The sequence below is a fragment of the Thiothrix sp. UBA5583 genome (assembly GCA_002425225.1).
GTDB lineage: Bacteria > Pseudomonadota > Gammaproteobacteria > Thiotrichales > Thiotrichaceae > Thiothrix > Thiothrix moscowensis.
This window is the reverse complement of sequence record DILV01000036.1, coordinates 13,918-35,160: the sequence shown is the minus strand read 5'-3', so window position 1 is coordinate 35,160 and position 21,243 is coordinate 13,918. Positions and strand designations below refer to the sequence as shown.

Sequence of the window (21,243 nt, the reverse complement as noted above, 5' to 3'; positions counted from 1 at the left end):
CCCCTAGCCCCCTCTCCCTCAAGGGGAGAGGGGGAACAAGAAAGATTTTCCCTCTCTTAGCCCCTCTCCCCTTGAGGGAGAGGGGTTGGGGTGAGGGGTGGTTTATTGAGGTTTTGAAGGTAAACAATGGCACTGATCGTACAGAAATACGGCGGTACATCCGTCGGCACGCCCGAGCGCATTGAGGCAGTGGCTGACCGGGTTATCCGCTGGAGACAACAGGGCAATGATGTCATCGTGGTGGTTTCCGCGATGTCGGGCGAAACCAACAAGCTGGTCGCACTCATCAACGCCATTAACCCGCAAGGTTCTGAACGTGAGAAGGATGCTATCCTTTCCACCGGCGAACAGGTCACGATTGGCCTGCTGGCCATGGCACTGGAAAAGAAAGGCCAGCCTGCACGTTCCTACACCGGTGCACAGGTGCGCATTCTCACTGACGACGCGCATACCAAAGCGCGGATTATGGAGATTGACGCCGAGCCGATCCGCAAGGATTTGGGGGAAGGCAAGGTCGTGGTAGTCGCCGGTTTCCAGGGTGTGACCGAAGACGGCAGCATCACGACGTTAGGGCGTGGCGGTTCAGACACGACCGGTGTGGCACTGGCAGTGGCGTTGAAAGCCGACGAATGCCAGATTTACACCGACGTAGACGGCGTTTACACCACCGACCCGCGTGTCGAACCCAAAGCCCGCCACATCCCCGCTCTGACGCTGGAAGAGATGCTGGAAATGGCTAGCCAGGGGTCGAAAGTGCTGCAAATCCGTTCGGTGGAATTTGCCTACAAATATGATATGCCTATCCGCGTGCTGTCCAGTTTTGATGAGTTTGGGCAAGGTAAAAGTACGCTGGTCACTCGTGAGGAAGAAGTAATGGAACAAGTATCCGTCCGCGGTATTGCCTTTAACCGCGATGAAGCCCAATTGACCGTGCTGGGTGTGCCTGACCGTCCCGGTGTGGCTTACCAGATTCTGGGGCCGATTTCAGATGCCAATATCGAAGTAGACATGATTGTGCAGAATGTTGGTTCTGACGGTACGACCGATTTCACCTTCACGGTGCATAAAAACGATTATGTCAAAGCCCGCCAAATCCTGTGCAAAACAGCCGAAGGCATGGGCGCAAAGCAATGCACAGGTGATGAGAACATTGCCAAAGTCGCTATTGTAGGGGCAGGTATGCGTTCTCACGCAGGTGTTGCCAGCAAAATGTTCAAGACACTGGCTGACGAAGGTATCAATATCCGCATGATTTCCACATCCGAGATCAAAGTGGCTGTTGTGGTAGATGAAAAGTATCTGGAGCTGGCTGTGCGTGTGCTACATGATGCGTTCGGACTGACTCAGGCTGCATAAATTTCAATCTTTCTGAAACCCGCTGTTGTAATAAAGCTGCAATAGCGGGTTTATTTATGTGTGGAATCCTGATAAATAAGTAAAAAAATGTGGTAATGTTGTATTTTTCCATCGTATGGTAAAAACGCAACAGTTCAGCGTAAGTTAAGTGCTTGTGTGTGAATGTTGAACATGCCTGCTTGTTAGGGGTGAGCGCTGGGTGAGTAGCCACAGGGCTGGGTGATGTCGATGCAGCAATATGGAGAGTTTGCGGTATGTTGATACTGACACGGAGGGTAGGCGAAACCCTCATGATTGGGGATGAGGTAAGTGTTACCGTTTTGGGTGTGAAGGGTAATCAGGTTCGCCTGGGTATCAATGCGCCGAAAGATGTTGCCGTACACCGGGAAGAAATCTACGAGCGTATTCGCCACGAACACATAGAGCCTGTTACAGTCGAAGAAAACTTGAATTAAGTCTTTACGTTCGTGTATCAGGAATGTATCCTTACCGCCTTCACTGAGACCCATTAGGAAAGGTGGCCGAGAGGCCGAAGGCGCTCCCCTGCTAAGGGAGTATACCCCATAAGGGTATCGCGGGTTCGAATCCCGCCCTTTCCGCCATTCAGTTTTCAGGTTAAACAAAGTTTAAATTTTGCTTGACCGATCTTAGTGAAATGCGCATAATGCGCGGCTCATTCAGCGCATCCGTAGCTCAGTTGGATAGAGTACCTGGCTACGAACCAGGTGGTCGGAGGTTCGAATCCTTCCGGATGCGCCATCTTATTTTAAAAGCCCGCTTCTAGCGGGCTTTTACATGTCTGTAACATGGGTTGTTATGTGGATAGTATCACGCGGCAACATCCTGTACGGAACGCACCGGGCGCAATACATGTACATCAGTCGCAAGTGTGGCAGCGCTTGATGCAGCCATTGTGCCACTACGTGCATCCAGCAGTTGCTGCACGGTCTGGGTTCTGATGTCTTTCAGTTGCAGCAGATAGGACAGGATCGCATTCCAGAAACCGGAGCCGCCACTGGCCAGCAGCCCGATCACGACCATGCCGGTGGTGGTGTTCCAGTGGGTTGGCAGGCTTTCCGCCAGCATGGGGGATGCCAGAAAGGTAACGCCAATCCCACTGCCGACAGCGAGAAGCTGGAGCATGGCTTTGCGGAGTTTTTCCTGTTTGGGATCAGTGCGTGCCATGCCCAGGGCGGGAATGACGCCCTTGGTGATTTCGACGACCCGTTCTGCCGCGATGCTGAGCGCGACCATCATGCCAATCATCTCTTCCATTGTTATTGCCCTCGCTTGTTGTGACTGTTAACCCAGTGTAAGAATGCCACGTGCCAGCCCGAATGTTTCCGGGTAGTGTACGTCAGCGCGTGGTTTGCGTGCCTGTACTTGCTGTTTGGCATCCTCGGCATTGTCGGCAGAGACGATGGCGATACCGGAGTAGCGCCCGTCCTGCCAGTAGATGCGGAACAGCGATAATGCTGGTTCCGCCCGTGGTGTTGTCTGCGTCATGGTCATGCCCCCCCGTTATGCTGCCAGTGGTTCCTGCGTAACCGGTGCTTGCTGAGTCTGCTTGCGGTAGCGCAGGTAGGCACTGAACATCTTGCTGTGATATTTGTTCTGTTCGTAAGACGGGCCGTTGTAGCAGTGGGCAAACTGGCGGAAGTTGTCCAGTATCAGTGCCTCCTGACCGGCTGGCAGGCGCAACCCCCGGATACAGCCAAACGTGGCAATATAACGGGAGAAGGCTTCCAGATGTTCAGCTTCGCAGCTCATCATCCTTGCCACGAATTCTTCCACATTGGCATAGCCCAGTTTTTTCCAGTGGAAGCCCATGATCTGGAATGCCCCCCAGGATGCAGATTCCAGTGCTGCCTGTACGTGGATGGCTTTGGCCTGTTCCAGACGACCAATTTCCTTGACGCCACCGAAGTAGTACTGCCGATCCCACTTTTGACCGAGGATATTTTCGTTGTCTGCTGCCAGTGGTGCAGGGTCAATGCCCCAGGCTTGCAGGCGCTTCCAGAAAATGTGGCGCTCGAACAGGATGACCGGGAAATCGTGCAGGAAACCGCTGCCACGGGATTCTACTTCATTGACAGCCTTGATGGCGGCAACTTCGATGCCGAGTTTGCCAGCCGCTTTGAGCAGATCCCGTTCGCTGAGGAAGCGGCTGGTGACAACAGCTTGCTGGGCGTTGGCCTTGATGAGCAATACCTGCCAGGTTTTTTCACCGATGATGCCGTCTGCAACCAGATTGTTATCCAGTTGGAACTGTTTGACGGCTGCTTCGGTCTTGTCGCCGAAGTTACCGTCAACCATGACAGCATAGCCGGAAGCCAGCAACAGTGCTTGTGCCTGGGTGACTGCTTGGGTGTTTTCAGACTGTTTTTTGATTTGGCTAAACATTATGTATACCCCTTTTGTACTTGCTGCGTTGAGTAGAGAACGATGACTTGGTGATTGTTTTTGCAATTTGCTGATTTAATCGCCGAGTTCATGGTTTGGATTTAGCCACTCGGAGTGTTTTTCAGGCAAGTGTTATTGCCTAAAAAATGGCTGTCATGCCCTGATGGCACGTTGTCACTGGATGACAGGCTGGAAAAAGTGCAGGTTTTTCAGATAACTGTTAAGTTGGTATTCATGTCATCGGATGACAAGGGCTTGTCAGTAAATAATTCTTGCTATATCAGGTGAAATTAAGATGCGGGTGTTTAGAATAAAATTTCCTAAATCAAACAAGGGTTGTAGGCTATGAAAAAGCCATATTATTTATTGTTGGCAATCGGGCTGGGGTGTTTTGCCGGGCAGGCGCTGGCAGTGAGTTGCGAGGTGGAATACAACGCCAAACGGGTGAATCGTGACCGGTACTGGTATGGGTCGGTGGAGCGGCCTGAATTCAAGTCGGGTACTGCCAAAGGTACGGGCAGTGACATCAAGGCTTGTGAAAAAGATGCTGTTGCCAGTATCGAAAAAGATGGCTGGCAAGTGACTTCGTATAAATCCAGATAAGCCGTTTTTCTGTCCGTGGCTTCAGGAATCCTCAGCGGAATTGAAGCCACGGATACTCACCGGATCAACTTCCAGCCAATAGCCTTCCCCTTTCTTGACCTTGATGAAAGCCTTTTCGAGGAATTTGCTGCCGAGTTCTTCGCGCAACCGTTTGATGGATTGTACGCCGTGTTCGCCGATGTCTAGTGCGTGTAGCGGCATGTCGCCCAGGCGTTTCTGCACAAGCTGGCACAAGGTATCCAGTTGGGCGCGGTTGAGCTGGATTTCGAGATTGTTGAGGCGCAAACGGTTGCCGGGCAGGATTTCCAGACGTTCACACAAGAAACCGCTGTCCCGCCAGATCACCAGCCGTTCCCTGTCCTTGTGCCATGCGTACATTTGCAGGGCTAGCAAGATCAGCAGGATGATGACCGCTGCCAGCATGATGCCAATCACGCTGCTCATGAAACGGAAAGAGGTATTGACGTAGGTGAGGTACTGCCCGTAAGCGTGTTTCAGCAGATTCGTGTCCAGCTCATCTGCATTCGGATACTGGATGGGAGACTGAAATGCTGATAGGGCATAAATGCCTAAACCGATGATGACGGTGACAGACAAAGCGATCAGCCAACCGACCACAATCAGAAACAAACGGTGGTTGAAGATGCTGGCCCCCAGAATCTTGGACGTTTGCATGTTGCCCTCGCTGTGTTGGCCACTGTACCGCTGCCCCTGCTGTACTGTGATGCCACTTTGCTGAGTATTACCCCATCCTTGCGGGTGATTTTTGTCTATTTGTTAAACTTATAGGTCATGCTATCTTTTTTAATGATCATTTTCAATGCAGATCAACAAAGTGTCGATCTTTTTGGAAATGTGTTGATTCCTGTTCACGTTGGTAGAAAAATTTACATGATCTTGTTATAAATACTGATAGGAACAAGCCGTTTTATCATGGTGGTTTTCCTGCTACCCCAACGGGATACTTGCTGAATGATACCGACACCCCAATACACCGGAATGGATTGCCACGCTATCAGTGAAGCGTTTCTCGCGCTGCACGAGCAGGATGGTTTTGCCCGTTTACCGCCTTCTTCGTTATTGCACGATTCTGTACCGATGTCATTTGTGATGAGTGCCGGGTTGATTCAGGTTGAAAATGATCTGGATAAAATCGTGGCAGAGACCGGCGGCAAGTTTGCCTTTACCCAACCGTGTTTCCGCCATTTTGACATGAAGCAAGTGGGCAGCGACCCAACACGCTTGAGTTTGTTCCACATGTCAGCGGCGTTTCATATCGGTTCGACGGAGCGTGAAACGGTGTTGCCGCGTTTGTGGTATTTCCTGACTCAAACGCTGGGGCTGGATAAAGATCGCTTGTGGGTGACGTATCTGGATGATGCCGAATTCGGGTGTGATGAGGCGAGTTACCAATGTTGGAATGCCTTGGGTGTTGCGGAAGAGCGATTGGTAGGGCTGGGGCAGGAACATTGCTTCTGGCGACAGCGTTCCACTGGGCAGATTGCCAGCGATGGCAAGAAGTGCGGGCCGCATACGGAAGTGTTTTATGAACGGGATGTGGCTTGCCCTGCCTGTGAGAACCGCGAACAGCCGATTGGGAATTGCCGTTGTGGGCGGTTTGTGGAGATTTCCAATTCGTTGTTTATCGAGAATTATATTGATGATGATCGGAAGTTGATTCCGGCGGGGACGGTGTTTGCGGAATGTGTGTTGGGGTTGGAGCGGCTGGCAATGATTCTGCAAAATGTTTCCTGCGTTTATCACACCCGGCGTTTTGAGCAATGGCGCAAGAAACTAGCGAAGTATGTGGTAGCTCCTTCTTGCTCAACAGACACCGCCGTCAGCATCATATTGGATCATTTGTCAGCATTTGTAGCATTGACCGCCAATGGTGCGCCTGCACCGGGACAAGGCGGACGTAAATACCTCATGCGTAAACTTGCCAGAGAAAGTATGAAACACATGGAGGCGTTGAAAATGGATGTTCATCAAGTATTGCAGGACATTCTGGTAGATGCACCAATCCCGCTGTGCTATCTCAGCGAAGAATACAGTAAAATCAACAAGAAAGTGAGCTGCAAAGAAACCAAGAAAAGAAAAACAGGCCATACTTAAGCCACAAACTATTTTTAGGGGGCGGTAAATCGTGCAAGACTTTGCATTGTTTGCTAAATCAATGTTTGATGTAACACATTCACCTTCTTGTGATAAGACAAGAGAGAAAACAGAACAGGTATCGTTATGAACGACGTAACAGCAACTCATCCACAACATACCAATCTCTTGTGGAAAAAAATTTCTCGCACCATCAATACCATGCAACAATTCACGCGAGAGAAACCACTGGCTACCACGAAAGAATTCCTTACCAGTCTTCCGTTAGATGAGTTGAGTATGGATGAGGCGGGTTGTGGTATTTCTGTTGTTTATCGCCCTTATAACCGTTCAGCGTTGGAGCTTGTTGTTGAGCGGGAATGGACAGATAACAAAATGAACAACCGGACTGACGCACTGATCAATTGCACTTTATTAGCCGAGGTGGTGAATAACAGTAACGGCGAACCCACTTTACTGCCCAATAAAAATTTAAGTTTAGCCGATGTGGGATTTTTAGGATATAAAAGCGTATTAATTATTCCTATCCATTTACACTATAAAATGGGCGTCAATATTGGCGCTATTATCTTGCACCATAAAACTCAAGAAAATGCTTATGGCGATACAGAAACACTGACTGTATGGCAAACTTTTGTAGAACGCCTGACTTTCTTGATCCAGCAGCATCATCAAGCTCGCCGTGACCAACTCTCATCCAATGCGCGTATTGATCTATTGCAAAAACTTGCCGCTAACCAACTTACTGAAGAACACGAGATCATTCGGGAAATCACCCAACAAATTCGCCAATGGTACAGAGAAGACCGTCTTTTCATTATCATGAAACACTTGCTGGACGTAGATAGCTATGTTTTTGCATATAACAGTGAAGATAATGCAGCCGTTATCGAGAATTTTCGCCTGCAAGCCCCTGTTGCAGCAGAAAACTTGATACGTATTGCCGGGTCACAAGAAATTATCAAAAAACTGCGCCCGGAGAAAGATATTCATGCCAATGGACTTATTCTCTCTCAGGATGAGATCCGCAAAGAAGGGATCGATGCTGATTGTCAGTCGTGGTTGGGAATCACATTTTATCATCCGTTAGGTTTTGCATTAGGGCATATTATTCTGCACAACCCAACGCCTCATGCGTATAGTGAAGTTGAGTCCCGCTTTTTTGCCAATTTTGCTAATTTGCTGGGTGTGATTCTAGCTGACTTTCGTAGTAACCAGAAAGAAAAAATCATCAATGAAATCAAGCAAGGCATTATAGAGCAAGAAGAGCAAGAGGAAATCGAAGTTTATTATTCACGCTGTGAAAATAACTTGTGTAACGCCGTATCCACTTTTTTGGGAAAAATCTACGGAGTGCACTCTTTATTAATTGCTAGAATTGATCGCCGCACCCAACAATTTGTTACGGTATTAAATCAAGGAAACATAGCATTTGATCAAGAGTTTCAATCTGTTGCCAGAACGCATATTGATAAGTTGAGAGCTTCTCTGCCTGATGATGTCATGCAGGACTTGCGTAATCATGCTAAAAATCTCACGGTAGAATACCCTGAAGGTTCAGGTAATAAATATCTGATCGCTCCTATGCTGGTTGAACATACTAGTTCAGTAGATGACCGTCAAATTATTGGATGTTTCATTACCAAAGCAATGCGGGCTGGCGGACTTACCGCGAAAGCTATTGATGAAATTTCCAATGCACTGGCCTATCGGGTTGTGCAGTTTGATCGACCAAGACGTTTTGATATTCTCAATCAATTTTCTAAAGAGGTCGCTGAATTAAAACCGGATAACCTCACTCGGCAAGGTATTCTTGAAATAGCTCATCGTCATATCAAAGAGATTATGTTTGGTGACAACTTATATATTTCGCTTTACGATAAACACAAACAAGAAATTTCTTTTCCATTGATATACGTTGATGGGCAGCCTAAAGAACAAGCAGCGCGGATAATTAACCCTAATGCCTTGGGGCGTACCGAAGAAATCATTCTGACAAAAAAACCGTTGCGGCATCGCACCAAGGCAGAATCAAAAGCGTGGTATGACACGCCCGGACATGGTGAGTTTATGGGCAATCATTTGGCTTCATGGATTGGCGTTCCCATCTTTTCCCCTGATGGCATACAAGGTGTGATAGCGGCGTATCATCCCAACTTTGATGCAATATATTCAAAGCTTGATCTTTCCTTCCTGAGTAATATTGCTGCTCAAGTTTCGGGTTTGTTGCGGTCTCTTGAGTTGTCTGAAACAAATAGAAAGCTGAAGGATGCCATTGCAAATAATATAGAGTTAAAAAAGGCGCAAGTAAAAATTGCAGAGCAACAACATATATTGTCCACCAGTTTATTGGCGCAAGACTTAACACATAGAATTAATAATTCGATAGGTTCTATATCTATTAATATCAATCAAGCTTGTCGCGATATAAAAAATATCATGAATATCGTCGATGATGACTCTCTCCAGTTTACGTTAGACAGCCTTAATGATTCGAATACAATGCTAGAAGATTTAGCGCGTGAAACAAAAAAAATATCTGATGATGCCAATCAACCTGTCTCTGTGAAACAACTATTAGAAAAAACATTAAAGCAGGTTCGTCTCGGTAAGCGATTAGATGAAATGGGGATTAATGCCACATTATCAATACCTGATAATCTTCCTTCTATTTTGGCTCATAATAGGACATTGTTTAACAGTTTCTATGCAATTATCGATAATGCTGCAGATGCTTTACGAGAACAACATATATTCCAAGCAGAGAAACGCTCTTTGTATTTATCTATTGAAGCTAATCAGTGCCAAGAAAATATAGTCATTACTATCAGTGATAATGGCTGTTCAATTCCTGCTGGAGTTAAAAATCACTTATTTGAATACGGTATTAGTACAAAAGGTACATCTGGTTTTGGACTATGGAGAGCTAATGCGGTGATTACTGCATTGGGAGGAACTATAAAATATACAGACGACATAAGGACTTGTGTAAAAACATTTACAATCGCGCTGCCTATTCAAGATTTGAAAACCGATGGAAGCCATCTGTTATTAAATAAAAAAATTGCTTACATTCTTGATGATGAACGTTCGTGGAGAAATATTATTTCACGATGGTTAAAAGAACTCAGCTTTGAAGTAAAAACATCTAGCAATAAAGAAGAAATGCTCGCATTTCTTCAAGACAAAAGAATCAAGCCTAGCCATGTTTTCTTAGATATTTCTTTAGATGCAACTGACGGTGCAAATTTAGATGGACTAGGTTTAATTAGCGAAGTTACTAAAACCAATCCCAGTGCAAAAATTATTCTTGTGACAGGATATTCTGCATTTGCAGATGCATATGATGGAAAATATAATCTGCTTATTGAGAAAATAAGTGGTGATGGAGTTATTTTGAGTAAGGAAAAGTTTTTTGAGAAAATTAACTTATTGCCTCAATAATAAAATTTAAGTCGTTAATGTTGTATTCAGGTATTATGGTGTAGCTAGAGAGGTTGGTGGTTTTTACTTAGAAGAAGCGTCAGTTTCTCTTAGATGTGCGTTACTAGGTTCAGGCAAACATGATGTGTTGCGAGGCTAGTAGTGAATTTTAGAACTTTAAATTTGGAGCCCTTCGTAATGAAGTGGCATGGTATCATGGCAAAGTATCAAAAAGATGACCAGCATCTAGTTGGGTGTCAGCCAGAAGAATTAGCACTCAGGGCTTGTATATATATTGAGCATAATGAAAAGTACGATATGCTCATGCACCGAATTAAAACAGCATTACAGTGGTTGCCTACTGGCTGTGAACTGGTTAGAGGGCAAACACTTGATGAAGCTTACAAGCTTAGCCAAGTTCAAAATTATGATATATTTATTACTGATAGCGATGTTTTTTATAAATTAATAGTGGATATTAAAATATTTAAATTAAAAATTGAAGAGGATTTTTTCTCTAATTATCTTGATCCATTGCTAGACACCAAGCCGTTACACTACAGCCCTAACCGAAATACTCTAGCAATTAGAGAGAAAAATGCTCATAACTCAAGATTTCTATATGAAATATTCAAACTCGTATTGACACCACCATTATTAATTATAAAAACATCACAGTTAAGTTTAATCAAGAGCGATCAGAGTATTGCGATGGTTAGACATGCAATTGAGTCTCATTTTCCATATATTAAGGTGAAAGACTCGATTGATATGTCCTCGTCTAAAAAATATACAGATAACTTTAACTTTCTCTCAATGACAATAGAAACCCACGCTGAAGCAGAAATAAAACCGTATGATACTAGAACTAGGATAAATATTACTATATGTAACCATATTGGAGAACTAAAGAAAAGATTACTATCTGGCACGCAATCTTTAAATGCAGATCAAAAAATTGACGGTAAAAATATATGTCAGGCAACAACCATTGATCCTTTAGAAAAAAATGATTATGTCAATTTATTATGGGACTTGAATTCACATCTAGAACATAATGGATACCTTGCATTGTATAACGATAAAATGGAAATCCTTAATGCTTATAGTCATCATTTAAAGATGATGGTAAATCTTAAGTCCTGAGAAATTGCGTTCATTAATGCAACATATTTCTTATGGTGCTCCGTATCCCTTTCCTCTGTGATTTGGTTATCCCATTCAGGAAGCCAGTGCGTAGTTGCTCCAACTTTAGCAGCGGCCTTTTTCTCTGTAGATACAGTTCGTATTTTTGCATCTACTCCAGAGCCACTAAACATTTTAAATGCACTTCTCATAAATTCTTTATAGGAATCTATAGTTTCTTTAGACCATATTGGACGATATGTATGAAATGCCCTATCACATATTCTTTTATTTTCAATCACATCTTTTGGCTGTTGCTCTTTGTAATCACCCACATCTTGAACATAACAATATATTTGATTTAATGGTTCAGCCATTTTCGAATAAATTTCCATTCGCTTTGCAATTAAAATATCATTCTCTTTCCATTGTCGCCCCTGTTCCGCTAATGTTTTGTTTATAAAATATCCAATTATTGCCAAACTAATTGGAGTTAAAATACCAAGCAACATTTTCGCAATCTCGATGTTCATAAGATACCTTTTCCTTCACAAACAACCTCATAACTAGATGAAAACTTATTTGAAAAAAGAAGTAACAATGATGACTCTTTAATATCTATACTATTAACTAAACTGTCGATAACGCTTGTTTTATCATTAGTGTTCATGCTAGAAAATTCATTAAATAGATTCTCCACCTTGTCAATAAATTTTCTTGGGTAACCACATCTAAAGTAATCATTATTTCTTATTAAATAAACTCTTGAACTAGTTAGCAAATAACCATCTTCATCTTCCATGTCCTTGATTCCTATCACACCAAGAGCTTTCATTAAATCACACCACGTATTACTTTCAAGCAAAACCTTTCTCACATCACAATTTGGAAAAGAAAGGATAAATAACACTAAATTGTAATACTTGGTGGATAAGTTTATTTTTTTCCTCGTGGCGTCATCCTTTTCAAGGGAGCTTAAAAGAAATGTCTTTAATTTAGAGATTTCAGATTTCAAATAATCCTTTTCCTGAATGTGAACTCTGTTTTCAGTTCTGCTGTTTAAAAGGCTTCTAAACAACATAGCCCACTGTTTAGTCAACGTTTTTCTAATATCTGATATGGTTGAGTATTCATAAATAGCATTGCCCTTTGACATTTCCTTGATAAAGCCAATAAAGTCAAATATATGCTTTGCGGTGTCTTGTTTTTCTAATGAGGGAAAGTGTAACAGCCGGTCTTTATTCGCATGATAAACTAACCTGTCGTGCATAAGCATAGCATCAACAAAAACATACAGTGGAATTTTCCTCCAGATTGCATTAATTATTTCTGCCTGAGTAATGGAAGGCTTATACCCTTTTTCCAAAACAGAATCAAGAAAGTGATTATAATTGGAATAAGATGCAAGCTCAATTTCTTTCACTAATTGATTGATATCGACACCACCCAGTAAAGATGAATTAATACTACTCCCAAAACGAGGGCTTATTATGGCGACGACTATATCGCAGTTGGAAACCTCATGAAAACAACTCTCATGCGTATGCAAACTATTGTCATACAATACATCGTTATTTTCACTCATTACAGATTCATAACCCATAAGTTCTATAAAGCTTCCAAGTTCATTCCTGACGGATTTTAAGTCATGACAAGTTGATGAGATAAAAATTCTAGGTGATGGCATATATCTATTACTCCTAAAGATTGATGTAGCATAAGAATTTATTCCATCTTTTCTCTAAAGATACTGTAGACGACTATATTAATCTGTGTCGACTAATCACTCCAACGCCTCTGGCCAAAACCCCTTATCCATCATCTGCCCATAACTCCACGGGCATTCCGCCGGAAATACCTTGCGCGGCAATCCCGTTTCACTTTCCGCATCATCCAACGCCAAGTCATACGCCCGCCCGATAATTTTTTCCAGCTCCGGTTTTAATCCCGGATTATCCTCCATGTGATAAGCGATCTCTTTACGCTGAACCCTGATCGTCTTTTCCCAACTGCTACGCCCAACATAGTGCGGTTGGTGCTGCCATTTCAGCAGGTGCATCATCAATACCCGTAAACGGCTTAACAATTCCCAGCGTTCCCGCGCACTCATGCTTTGTAATTCCTCCAGCAAATGCTCACGGTCAAGCTGATCCAAACGACCTGTACGCAGCAGCTCAGCTTGCTCCAGTGTCCAGCTATAAAAGTCAGTTTGGTAAGTAACTGCTCCCATGACACTTAATCCTCTTAAACCCACCATTTTGCCAATGCAACCAATCCCAACATTCCCAGATAAAAAGGTCATACAGCCCATGACAGCAAGGAGTCCAGAAATGTTTGTGGTAATTTGCCATCTGCCCGTACTTTGTAAAGCTCACCGGCTTGCAATGTCCCTGAGTGCAGGTCATTGATAAATTTGCCGTAAGCCGCCCGGAACTGTTTTTCCAGTGCAAGGTAATAAGCATCCAGAAAACAAAACAGGATAGCCGGAATGATGGTTAATGCGGCTGCTTCTGCAACCCCTTTTTCCGCAACCAATACCAGAATCGCAGAAACCAGACCGATAGCCTATTGCTTGCAGGCGGCGCTATTCGCTGCCATCCGGTTGATGATCCCCATGATACATGTCAATGTGCTTCATGACAGCGCTGGAGTCTGCTTTCAGCCAATCTTTTTCGCTATCCATGCCATTTCCTTTTGTCAGTAAGTTGAATGTATGGCATCAGCATAGTTGAGCTTGACGGATAGCACAACCTCAGGAAAATCACCGCTTCCAAAACGCAATCAGGCTATTGGTCTGTTCCAGCAGGTAATTCTTGCGCCAGTTGTCTTTCTCCGGTGACTTGAGCAATTGCTCAAGCTGGCGCAGGCAGGCCGTTTGCCGTTTCGGGTCGTTTCGCGCCCAGTCTTTCAGCAGTGACAACAGGGAGCCGTCCAGATCAAGGTCAACATACACCGGGTCGCCATAGTGTTGCAGGATACGTTCAAACAGGGCTTGCTGGCGTTCCGCAGGCAGGCTGGTGTAACACTCCCACAAAGTGGTGCAGGCAATGCGCATCAGGTTATAGAGATTGTTTTCCGGGTCTTCCAGCTTGTCTGCCAGGGTGGGCAGGCAGGCAATCACTGCCAGACAGAAATCGGTGGTTTCGCGGATGGGAGTAGTGGCCTTGCGGGCGGTTTCCAGCATCTTGCGGATGGTTTCGGTCAGACGTTCGGCGCTGAGGCTGTGGATGAAACCGTCAGCATTGGCATAACGCTTGATCATGTCTGCCAGCATTTGCCGGTATTTGGGTTCAGCAGGCTCGTCACTGCCCAGCAGGTCGGAAAAACAGATCAGCAAGGTGTCGCGGAAATCTGCATCCTGCAAGGCTTTTTCCAGCACAAACGTGCGTAGCTGGTTGTGGGAAAGCTGGGTGAGGATGCGTTCGATTTGCCCTTGCCGACTGGTGGGTTTCGGTGAGTTTTTTATGTTCATTAGGTCTGTGTTTTATCCGGTTTTGAGCAGTTACCCCAGCGGGGCATTATAATCAGGGCGCTATCAGAAAACGATGCCAAGCACGCAATAATCAATCATAAAAGGAGCAAACATGTTCAATCCTATCGAAATTCCCTTTGGCTGCACCATGCTGTTCAACGTCGTTGACTTGAAAGAAGGTGTTACGGTTGAAGACGTAGAGCTGCTGCTGGGTGAAATGTGCAATGTCGTCAAGAACAACTACGGCGATGACAACGGCGGTTTCATCGGTGGTCAGGTGTATCGCAATGCCGGTTTCATTTCTGAGGAAGGTAGTGTGCAGCCGGAACATGATGACGACAAAAAGCGCATCAAGCAGAACATGGGCGATATTGTTATCGTGACTTACTGGATGTCATTTGAGCAGCATGAAAAGTCTCATGCTGACAAGCTATTCAAGGAAAAATTTTCCAAACTGAGTGAGTACTGCGACAATACCTACGAAGTTGGCTATGAAATGCTCTGGCAAGGTGTACCAGAACAGCACTGAGTCAATACACCTGAAACAGCTTGCGGTGGTGGTTGGTTCGGGAACAAATCCGGCAATAGGGGCGCACTTCAGCGCCATCAGCAGGGTAATGGAACCGGCAGCCGCAAGCCTTGCATTGTGTGGTGGTCAGGGTGATCTGTGCCTGATTGAGAATGTACATGGGTTTGATGTGGATGGCGTGCTGGTCGCAGCTATCCACACAGATGTCACAGCCCGTGCAGTATTCAGCCTGAATCTGATAAGCAACGGCTTGCCCTTCCGCTTTGAGCACCTGTAGCGCCTGATGTGGGCACAGTTGCAAGCAGGCATCGCAACCGTTACAGCGTAAGGCATCCATTTGCGGCACAAACGGGTACAGCATTTTGCCGGGTGGGTGTTCGGGAGTTGGCAGGGTGGCAGGCCAAGGCAGGGCAGGTGTCGCCGTTGGGGGCTGCACCTGCTCAATGCTTTTTTCTACCGTAAAGGTAATCGCCCGTCGCAGGAATTGCCGTCTGTTGGTAGTTCCCCTTGGCTTCCCTTGGGCAAGCGAAGCGTCGGGGGACTTTCTTCTTGTTTCCCACTCTAGCGTTGTTATCTGGGCATGTTTGATGGTTGGGGCTGCACGGTTGGTCAACAGGCTGTTCAATTGTGCAAGCTGTTGGCGGAAAAAATCCCTGCCCCCATAACGAGGGCAGGTTTCACAATATCCACGACAGGACAACACTTGCCGGTAGCCGTTGTGGTAATGTTCCAGCAACAGACCGGAGGTGATAGCATGAAGACAGGGAACCACGCCTTCACCGGCATATTCTTCCCCGATAACTTCACAGGCAAACAGCAGGGTCGGGTTGCCTTCATGCATCCTCAATGCCGGAAGCAAGGGTTGCCCAAGCGCAGATTCAGTGCAGGCGGCGACACACAGGCCGCAGCCATCACAACGTTCCGTGTCAATTTTTAGGCTGTCATCCGTGAGCAGCCATGCATCACGCGGGCAGGCTTCTACGCAACGAGCGCATTCCGCCACTTCGCAGTGACTATGCACACAGCGCTCGGGGATAACCTCGGGGATTATCCATTCCTGCTGCAAACGCCGTAGCCAGCCGACTGCCAACGCCATGTGTTACCAGCTTGGTGCCATGCCAGGGTAATACTGCATGGTTTGTGGTTGTGCTGCCGACCGCTGCCGTGCTTTCATGCGGGTTTCGATTTCCTCGTGGCTTGGGCGCGGTACATCCAGAATATCTGCCAAGGTGTTGCGGATGTTTTCGGCGTATTCTGCTGTTTCCAGTGCCAACGTGGCATAGAACCCGGTGTGGCAACGTTGCGCGACCCGTTGGGCAAATGGCAACAGCCAACGTAGCAGGTGTTCGTCCATGAAGCGGGCGGTTTCCTCCAGCAATGCCTGCGGATCTGCCTGTTCTGCTGCTTTGTCCAGCAAATGGGCGATGAACAGCAACTCATTGACCAAATGATCGTCTGCCCGCTTGCGCCAGTCTGGTACAGCCAGTTCATGGCGGTCATACCATGCACGCACATCAAACATCGGTTGTTGGCAAATCAGTTCTTCGTCATCAATCCACACCGACTCCTGCGGCGAACTGTGAAATTTGCCGTTGAGATAGATGTCGGCGAAGTCACAAGCGAGGTCGTCGAGGAGAGAGGCTGGGAGTGGCTGCGGCAGCCCTTCCGTTCCCGGAAATGCAACTGCCCGTAGTTCTTCCAGTTTTTCTGCTGTTACTTCCGTCGCGTGCAAATCCGCCAGCAGGCGCAGGTCGTTAACGACTTCCAGCATTATTTTACCTCCGGTGTAGCAGGGGCTTGTTGGGTGGCAGGGTCAGCAGATGCTATGGCGACCGGCTCGACCCTGCCCTGACTATGGGCAATGAACACAATGGACGGATTGGTCAGCGCAGGGTCAGCCATGCCTTTTACTTGCCCTACCAGTTTGTCTTTTTCGGTGGGCGCCATCGCCTTGGTCTGGTAAGTACCCGCACGTAACTGGTCAATCGGGCCAATGTCCAGCACCCGCATCATGCACGCCATCACGCAATACGGTTTGCGCCCTGCGTCGATTTCATCCACACACATATTGCATTTGGACACGATGTTTTGCTCAGGGATGAACTGAGGTGCACCAAACGGGCAAGCTGCTTCACAACGGCGGCAGCCAATGCACAGGCTGGAATCAATATCGACGATGCCATCCTTTTTGCGCTTGAAAATCGCTCCGGTTGGGCAGGTCGGCAAACATGCTGGTTCCGCGCAATGGTTGCACGACATATTGACTTTGTAGGCATATACCGCCGGGTATGTGCCACCCTCGACATACATCACGCGGCGGAAACGCGGTCCCGGTGGCAGGCCGTTCTTGTCCTTGCAGGCGATTTCACAGGCGCGGCAACCAATGCAATCCACATTGTGGTGGATGAAACCGAATTGTTTCTCCGGCACAACCGGGGTGTAGACCTCCTTCTTACGGCGCTTGATTGCTTCCTTGATGGTGTCCCGGTTTTTATCAACATTCTCATTAGCCATGAAACGTTCTCCTCCAGAGCATTACAGGTCACGCCGGAAGACGTGGCTACGGGCGGTTGCCAGTCTGTCCCAACCGGGTTTGTGTGCCAGATCGGTCTTGCGGATATTGCACAACACCGTGTTGTAGGCAAAGGAACCTGCCGGGCTGGGTTCATCCAGGGTCAGCATGTCAGGGTTGCCTGCGCGGTCAATGCCGTTTTCATCCAGATCAATCCATGCGCCTTCATACACCACCAGTACACCGGGCATTAGGCGTTCGGTCACATAGGCCGGAACCACAATGCTGCCCCGGTCGTTGAATACTTCCACCGTATCGCCGGTCTTGATGCCAAGTTTTTTTGCATCACTGGCATTGATGGTGACTTCCTGTTCATAAGTTTCGCGCAGCCAGCCGATATTGTTGAAAATCGAGTGGGTACGGTGACGCGGGTGTGGCGAAATCAGGTGGAACGGGTGAGCGACGGTCTTTTCCTTATCACCGAGGTATTCCCACGGCACAATCCATTTGGGGATAGCGGGGATTTCATGCCCGTAAGCGGTTTTCGTCCAGTCATCGTACTGTGCCAACTGCCCGGAGAAGATTTCGATCTTGCCGGAAGGGGTGGGCCACGGCACACCTTTTTCCACATTGTCCTGGAAGGCGACATGCGGGCGTGCCAGCTTGAATTTGTACACGCCACGCTGCTGGAACTCATCCCACGACATTTCCACGTGCTGGTGTGCCATCACCTTGTGTTCCCACCAGTCTTTCAGGTAGGCGTTATCCACCGCATCGTCATTGAGGAAATAATCACGGTTGGCTTTGGGGTTGTAACGCTTGCCGAATTGTTCACCGCCGAGGCGATACGCCAATTCGGTGTAAATCTGGAAGTCGCTTTTGCTTTCGCCCAGTGGCTGAATCACTTTTGGGCGGTGAATGTAGTAATGACCCTTGTACCACGGCAACGCCACATCATGGCGCTCGAAGTGGGTTGCTACCGGCAGCAGTACATCCGCATACAAGCCGGATGGAGTAATGGTGGAATCATTACACACCACCAGATCCAGCTTGTTGATGGCTTTGATTTCCTTGTTGATATTGGTGAGTTGGTTGAACCAGTCCGACCCTTGCCAGAAGATGCCGCGAATGTCGGGAATCACCCCGTCACCCCCTTTGCCGCCCGGCCATAAGCCAATTTCCTCACGCTTCACATTCGGGTAGTTCAGCACACAATGAGCCCAGCGGTCGGATTTGATGGACTGGTAGAACACATTGGCGAATTCGTCGTAAGGGTAAGCCACACCTTCGGCGTGCCATGCCTTGCCGATGCCTTCGGCGCAGCCGCCCAAGACACCGATATTGCCGGTCATGGCCTGCAACGCGGCTGCCATGCGGTTGTATTGTTCGCCGTAAGCGTTACGCCCCGGAGCCCAAGAGGCTTTCAGGGCTGCCGGTTTGGTGGTGGCGTACAGTTGCGCTAGTTTCTTGATGTCATCGGCTGACACCCCGCAGATTTCCGCAGCCCATTCGGGTGATTTGGGGGTGTTGTCGTAAGTACCGAGGATGTAATCCTTGAAGTTTTCTTGATCCTTCGCCCAGTCTGGCATCGTGCCAGCATCCATACCTTGGGTGAATTTGTTGATGAAGTTCTGGTCGTGCAGGTTGTTGGCGAAGATGTAATGCGCCATGCCCGCCATCATCGCCGCGTCGGTATTGGGGCGTACCGGAATCCACCAGGCATCATAAGCGGAAGCGGAGTCGGTATATTGCGGGTCAACCAGTACGAACTTGCAACCGTTCTGCTTCGCCATGCGCATGTAGTAGAAGGTGTTGCCGCCGTGGAAGGTATACGCCGGATTCCAACCCCACATGATGATCAGTTTGGAATGGGCGAAAGCGTCATCTTCGTTGCCGTCTTCGATCGTGCCGAAGGTGATGCGTGAGCTGAATTTCGTACCCTCATAGGAGGGGACTGACCATGAACTGGTGCGGCAGCCGTACATGCCAAGGAAACGCCCCAGCAAGCCTTCGATCTGGTCGGATTTGTGCAGCACGCCGTAGGATGCGCCCGCGTAACTCTGGTCGAGCAGGGCAGTGGGGCCGTATTTGCTTTTCAGCAATTCCATCTTTTCGGCCACCAGATCCAGCGCGGCATCCCACGAGGCGCGTTTGAACTTGCCTTCACCGCGTGCGCCAGTGCGTACCATCGGGTACAGTAGGCGTTCCTGCGAATACAGGCGGGCGCGGTAGGAGCGCCCTCGCAAGCAGGCGCGGATTTGTGGCTCTTCAAAGGTATCTTTGCCGAATGCGCCGTCTTTCTGGTAACGCCCGTCGTCGGTGGACAGACGCACAATCACATCACCTTTCTTGTGTGCCACCAGCATATGGCGTGAACCGCAGTTGTGGGCGCAACTGGTAACGACGGTGGTCAACTCGTCATCACGTGGGTAGGGCTCATAGGCGAAAGCCTGGGCTTCTTTGGGTTTGAGGGTCAACCCGCCCGCAGCGACGGCGGCTGAACCTACAGCGGTGGTTTTCAGGAAGCTGCGCCGATCCATTTTCAGGGAGGACTTCAGCTTGTCTTTCCAGTCTTGTCCGTTATTCATGGTTGGCTCCCTTGAATCAAGAAACGCAGATCAGATTCGGTCGGGCGGTCTTTTGCCCAGTCAGGTGTCGGGGTAGCACCCGGCCACGGATGGCGAGGATAGGGGAAGCTGGTGCGATACCAAGCACGTCCGCCGTGGCAACCATAGCAAGTGTCACTGTTGGCAGCACCCTCCTTCTCGATGGCATCCGCATTGAGGAAATTGACCTTGTGGCGCACGGTACGGATACCGGCATGGCACAGTAGGCAGTTGTTCTGGAAAGTTGCGCCGCTTTGTTCCCACGGCCCCGGCAGCCCCATGACTTCGTGCGGGAATTTGCCGTGACACATCAGGCAAACATTAGGGTCAACCATTTTGCGCATGGTTAAACCTTCCTGAAGACTGGCGGAACTGTTGCCGATTTCTTCACGCGGGTCATTGCCCTGATGGCAGGTGGTGCAGCTCATATTAGCGACTTTCTTGATAAACGGCGCAGTCAGGTGGCGCTGGTGGAAAGTCATCTGTTCGCCTTCGTAGGTATCCAGTGTCTGATACCAAGCCAGGGTATTAGCAGTTTTCAAACCAGCGGGGGAGGCGTCACGTACCTTGGTGTCGATTACTTCCTGATGGCATTTTAGGCAATCGGCATCCTTTGCCTTGTCGATGGCAGGCTTGAAGTGGATCGGATCCCAGCGGGCGCGTTCGTAGTCATTGCTGGAAGCAACCGTTGTTGTGCTGGTTTGTTGGGTTGCGTCCGGCTGCGCTGTTTGTGTCGCAGGTATTGCCGAGGAAGATGCGGTGCTTGCGGCTGGTGTCGCTGGTGACTGTGCGGCTGTGGATGAACTTGTATTTGAGCTAGGGAAATTGACGATCAAGCCTATTACCAGGGCGGCAACAACGGCAGCAACGCCGATCCACCATTTTTCTTTGCCTGAATCCATGAAACGTGACTCCTTTGGAACTCGCTATCCTAACAGCTCTCCTCCCCGGAAGGGAGAAGAGCCGTATGGATCAAGGGATTAAACCGATGGCTTATTTGGCAGGTGGTGTCCAGGTTTGACCTTGCATCCCGGACATGCCGCCCATGCCAGACATACCGTTCATGCCCTGCATCCCAGACATACCGCCCATGCCCTGC

At 47.9% G+C, this 21,243-nt stretch carries 21 protein-coding genes and 2 tRNA genes; 9 read left to right on the top strand and 14 right to left on the bottom strand.

Features of this window, described 5'->3' with window-relative positions; all coding sequences use genetic code 11:
- Nucleotides 1-126: 126 nt before the first annotated feature.
- The 4 genes from B2U47_RS15045 to B2U47_RS15030 all read left to right on the top strand — a co-directional run bounded on the left by B2U47_RS15045 (nucleotide 127) and on the right by B2U47_RS15030 (nucleotide 2,115).
- A complete protein-coding gene (locus B2U47_RS15045; RefSeq protein ID WP_296680105.1) occupies nucleotides 127-1,356 on the top strand; it encodes an aspartate kinase in 1,230 nt (409 codons plus the stop codon).
- A 254-nt stretch (nucleotides 1,357-1,610) separates the two neighbouring features.
- Entirely contained in the window at nucleotides 1,611-1,811 is a 201-nt protein-coding gene (gene csrA, locus B2U47_RS15040) for a carbon storage regulator CsrA (RefSeq protein WP_296680103.1), read from the top strand.
- Nucleotides 1,812-1,867: 56 nt separating this feature from the next.
- Nucleotides 1,868-1,958: transfer RNA gene (locus tag B2U47_RS15035), tRNA-Ser, on the top strand.
- A gap of 80 nt (nucleotides 1,959-2,038) precedes the next feature.
- Nucleotides 2,039-2,115 (top strand) — tRNA-Arg (locus tag B2U47_RS15030).
- Between the two features lie 69 nt (nucleotides 2,116-2,184).
- On the opposite strand, the gene B2U47_RS15025 is transcribed toward B2U47_RS15030, so the two are convergent.
- The 3 genes from B2U47_RS15025 to B2U47_RS15015 are packed head-to-tail and all read right to left on the bottom strand — an operon-like array spanning nucleotide 2,185 to nucleotide 3,759.
- Nucleotides 2,185-2,631, bottom strand: coding sequence for a hypothetical protein (locus B2U47_RS15025; RefSeq protein WP_296680101.1), 447 nt, complete (start codon nucleotides 2,629-2,631; stop codon nucleotides 2,185-2,187).
- Between the two features lie 27 nt (nucleotides 2,632-2,658).
- The gene (locus B2U47_RS15020; protein WP_296680098.1) at nucleotides 2,659-2,862 is read right to left on the bottom strand and encodes a hypothetical protein; all 204 of its coding nucleotides are present in this window, start codon (nucleotides 2,860-2,862) and stop codon (nucleotides 2,659-2,661) included.
- Nucleotides 2,863-2,877: 15 nt separating this feature from the next.
- Nucleotides 2,878-3,759 carry an N-acetylmuramidase family protein gene (locus B2U47_RS15015; protein ID WP_296680095.1) on the bottom strand — a complete coding sequence of 294 codons (882 nt, stop codon included), beginning with the start codon at nucleotides 3,757-3,759 and terminating at the stop codon, nucleotides 2,878-2,880.
- 345 nt (nucleotides 3,760-4,104) lie between these two features.
- Here B2U47_RS15015 and B2U47_RS15010 point away from each other — a divergent pair, with 345 nt between their 5' ends.
- Nucleotides 4,105-4,362 (top strand): hypothetical protein, encoded by a 258-nt coding sequence (locus tag B2U47_RS15010; RefSeq protein WP_296680094.1) that lies wholly within the window; start codon nucleotides 4,105-4,107, stop codon nucleotides 4,360-4,362.
- 21 nt (nucleotides 4,363-4,383) lie between these two features.
- Here B2U47_RS15010 and B2U47_RS15005 read toward each other — a convergent pair whose 3' ends face one another.
- Nucleotides 4,384-5,037: a hypothetical protein gene (locus B2U47_RS15005; protein WP_296680092.1), complete on the bottom strand. Its 654-nt coding sequence runs from the start codon at nucleotides 5,035-5,037 to the stop codon at nucleotides 4,384-4,386.
- 297 nt (nucleotides 5,038-5,334) lie between these two features.
- On the opposite strand from B2U47_RS15005, the gene B2U47_RS15000 reads away from it, so the two are divergent.
- The 3 genes from B2U47_RS15000 to B2U47_RS14990 all read left to right on the top strand — a co-directional run bounded on the left by B2U47_RS15000 (nucleotide 5,335) and on the right by B2U47_RS14990 (nucleotide 11,046).
- Entirely contained in the window at nucleotides 5,335-6,477 is a 1,143-nt protein-coding gene (locus B2U47_RS15000; protein WP_296680090.1) for an alanine--tRNA ligase-related protein, read from the top strand.
- Between the two features lie 126 nt (nucleotides 6,478-6,603).
- Entirely contained in the window at nucleotides 6,604-9,921 is a 3,318-nt protein-coding gene (locus B2U47_RS14995; RefSeq protein ID WP_296680088.1) for a GAF domain-containing protein, read from the top strand.
- Nucleotides 9,922-10,098: 177 nt separating this feature from the next.
- On the top strand, nucleotides 10,099-11,046 hold the full coding sequence (locus B2U47_RS14990; protein ID WP_296680086.1) for a hypothetical protein: 948 nt from the start codon (nucleotides 10,099-10,101) through the stop codon (nucleotides 11,044-11,046).
- Here the strand turns inward: B2U47_RS14990 and B2U47_RS14985 are convergent.
- The 5 genes from B2U47_RS14985 to B2U47_RS14965 form a co-directional block, all read right to left on the bottom strand.
- Complete coding sequence (locus tag B2U47_RS14985) at nucleotides 11,013-11,558, bottom strand: hypothetical protein (RefSeq protein ID WP_296680084.1); 546 nt, start codon at nucleotides 11,556-11,558, stop codon at nucleotides 11,013-11,015. The genes B2U47_RS14990 and B2U47_RS14985 overlap by 34 nt on opposite strands.
- Nucleotides 11,555-12,712: a DUF4062 domain-containing protein gene (locus B2U47_RS14980; RefSeq protein WP_296680082.1), complete on the bottom strand. Its 1,158-nt coding sequence runs from the start codon at nucleotides 12,710-12,712 to the stop codon at nucleotides 11,555-11,557. The genes B2U47_RS14985 and B2U47_RS14980 overlap by 4 nt, the downstream gene beginning before the upstream one ends.
- 96 nt (nucleotides 12,713-12,808) lie before the next feature.
- Nucleotides 12,809-13,255 carry a DUF29 domain-containing protein gene (locus tag B2U47_RS14975; RefSeq protein ID WP_296680081.1) on the bottom strand — a complete coding sequence of 149 codons (447 nt, stop codon included), beginning with the start codon at nucleotides 13,253-13,255 and terminating at the stop codon, nucleotides 12,809-12,811.
- Between the two features lie 68 nt (nucleotides 13,256-13,323).
- Nucleotides 13,324-13,560, bottom strand: coding sequence for a hypothetical protein (locus tag B2U47_RS14970; protein WP_296680079.1), 237 nt, complete (start codon nucleotides 13,558-13,560; stop codon nucleotides 13,324-13,326).
- 226 nt (nucleotides 13,561-13,786) lie between these two features.
- Nucleotides 13,787-14,497, bottom strand: a complete 711-nt coding sequence (locus B2U47_RS14965; protein WP_296680077.1) for a hypothetical protein — start codon at nucleotides 14,495-14,497, stop codon at nucleotides 13,787-13,789.
- A 112-nt stretch (nucleotides 14,498-14,609) separates the two neighbouring features.
- On the opposite strand from B2U47_RS14965, the gene B2U47_RS14960 reads away from it, so the two are divergent.
- Nucleotides 14,610-15,026, top strand: a complete 417-nt coding sequence (locus B2U47_RS14960) for a hypothetical protein (protein ID WP_296680075.1) — start codon at nucleotides 14,610-14,612, stop codon at nucleotides 15,024-15,026.
- 1 nt (nucleotide 15,027) lies between these two features.
- Here B2U47_RS14960 and B2U47_RS14955 read toward each other — a convergent pair whose 3' ends face one another.
- From B2U47_RS14955 to B2U47_RS14935, 5 genes are read right to left on the bottom strand one after another with little or no spacing between them, the layout of a single operon-like run.
- A complete protein-coding gene (locus B2U47_RS14955) occupies nucleotides 15,028-16,122 on the bottom strand; it encodes a 4Fe-4S binding protein (RefSeq protein ID WP_296680073.1) in 1,095 nt (364 codons plus the stop codon).
- A gap of 3 nt (nucleotides 16,123-16,125) precedes the next feature.
- Nucleotides 16,126-16,797, bottom strand: a complete 672-nt coding sequence (locus B2U47_RS14950) for a TorD/DmsD family molecular chaperone (protein WP_296680071.1) — start codon at nucleotides 16,795-16,797, stop codon at nucleotides 16,126-16,128.
- On the bottom strand, nucleotides 16,797-17,540 hold the full coding sequence (locus B2U47_RS14945) for a 4Fe-4S dicluster domain-containing protein (RefSeq protein ID WP_296680069.1): 744 nt from the start codon (nucleotides 17,538-17,540) through the stop codon (nucleotides 16,797-16,799). Before B2U47_RS14945 ends, B2U47_RS14950 begins: the two co-directional genes overlap by 1 nt.
- 21 nt (nucleotides 17,541-17,561) lie before the next feature.
- Nucleotides 17,562-20,126, bottom strand: coding sequence for a molybdopterin-containing oxidoreductase family protein (locus B2U47_RS14940; RefSeq protein ID WP_296680066.1), 2,565 nt, complete (start codon nucleotides 20,124-20,126; stop codon nucleotides 17,562-17,564).
- The gene (locus B2U47_RS14935; protein ID WP_296680064.1) at nucleotides 20,123-21,046 is read right to left on the bottom strand and encodes a hypothetical protein; all 924 of its coding nucleotides are present in this window, start codon (nucleotides 21,044-21,046) and stop codon (nucleotides 20,123-20,125) included. Before B2U47_RS14935 ends, B2U47_RS14940 begins: the two co-directional genes overlap by 4 nt.
- Nucleotides 21,047-21,243 lie beyond the last annotated feature (197 nt).

Bases quoted from the DNA above. Each gene is read 5' to 3' on its own strand.
- B2U47_RS15045 (WP_296680105.1), top strand. From the start codon at position 127: ATGGCACTGATCGTACAGAAATACGGCGGTACATCCGTCGGCACGCCC.
- csrA (WP_296680103.1), top strand. From the start codon at position 1,611: ATGTTGATACTGACACGGAGGGTAGGCGAAACCCTCATGATTGGGGAT.
- B2U47_RS15025 (WP_296680101.1), bottom strand. From the start codon at position 2,631: ATGGAAGAGATGATTGGCATGATGGTCGCGCTCAGCATCGCGGCAGAA.
- B2U47_RS15020 (WP_296680098.1), bottom strand. From the start codon at position 2,862: ATGACGCAGACAACACCACGGGCGGAACCAGCATTATCGCTGTTCCGC.
- B2U47_RS15015 (WP_296680095.1), bottom strand. From the start codon at position 3,759: ATGTTTAGCCAAATCAAAAAACAGTCTGAAAACACCCAAGCAGTCACC.
- B2U47_RS15010 (WP_296680094.1), top strand. From the start codon at position 4,105: ATGAAAAAGCCATATTATTTATTGTTGGCAATCGGGCTGGGGTGTTTT.
- B2U47_RS15005 (WP_296680092.1), bottom strand. From the start codon at position 5,037: ATGCAAACGTCCAAGATTCTGGGGGCCAGCATCTTCAACCACCGTTTG.
- B2U47_RS15000 (WP_296680090.1), top strand. From the start codon at position 5,335: ATGATACCGACACCCCAATACACCGGAATGGATTGCCACGCTATCAGT.
- B2U47_RS14995 (WP_296680088.1), top strand. From the start codon at position 6,604: ATGAACGACGTAACAGCAACTCATCCACAACATACCAATCTCTTGTGG.
- B2U47_RS14990 (WP_296680086.1), top strand. From the start codon at position 10,099: ATGAAGTGGCATGGTATCATGGCAAAGTATCAAAAAGATGACCAGCAT.
- B2U47_RS14985 (WP_296680084.1), bottom strand. From the start codon at position 11,558: ATGAACATCGAGATTGCGAAAATGTTGCTTGGTATTTTAACTCCAATT.
- B2U47_RS14980 (WP_296680082.1), bottom strand. From the start codon at position 12,712: ATGCCATCACCTAGAATTTTTATCTCATCAACTTGTCATGACTTAAAA.
- B2U47_RS14975 (WP_296680081.1), bottom strand. From the start codon at position 13,255: ATGGGAGCAGTTACTTACCAAACTGACTTTTATAGCTGGACACTGGAG.
- B2U47_RS14965 (WP_296680077.1), bottom strand. From the start codon at position 14,497: ATGAACATAAAAAACTCACCGAAACCCACCAGTCGGCAAGGGCAAATC.
- B2U47_RS14960 (WP_296680075.1), top strand. From the start codon at position 14,610: ATGTTCAATCCTATCGAAATTCCCTTTGGCTGCACCATGCTGTTCAAC.
- B2U47_RS14955 (WP_296680073.1), bottom strand. From the start codon at position 16,122: ATGGCGTTGGCAGTCGGCTGGCTACGGCGTTTGCAGCAGGAATGGATA.
- B2U47_RS14950 (WP_296680071.1), bottom strand. From the start codon at position 16,797: ATGCTGGAAGTCGTTAACGACCTGCGCCTGCTGGCGGATTTGCACGCG.
- B2U47_RS14945 (WP_296680069.1), bottom strand. From the start codon at position 17,540: ATGGCTAATGAGAATGTTGATAAAAACCGGGACACCATCAAGGAAGCA.
- B2U47_RS14940 (WP_296680066.1), bottom strand. From the start codon at position 20,126: ATGAATAACGGACAAGACTGGAAAGACAAGCTGAAGTCCTCCCTGAAA.
- B2U47_RS14935 (WP_296680064.1), bottom strand. From the start codon at position 21,046: ATGGATTCAGGCAAAGAAAAATGGTGGATCGGCGTTGCTGCCGTTGTT.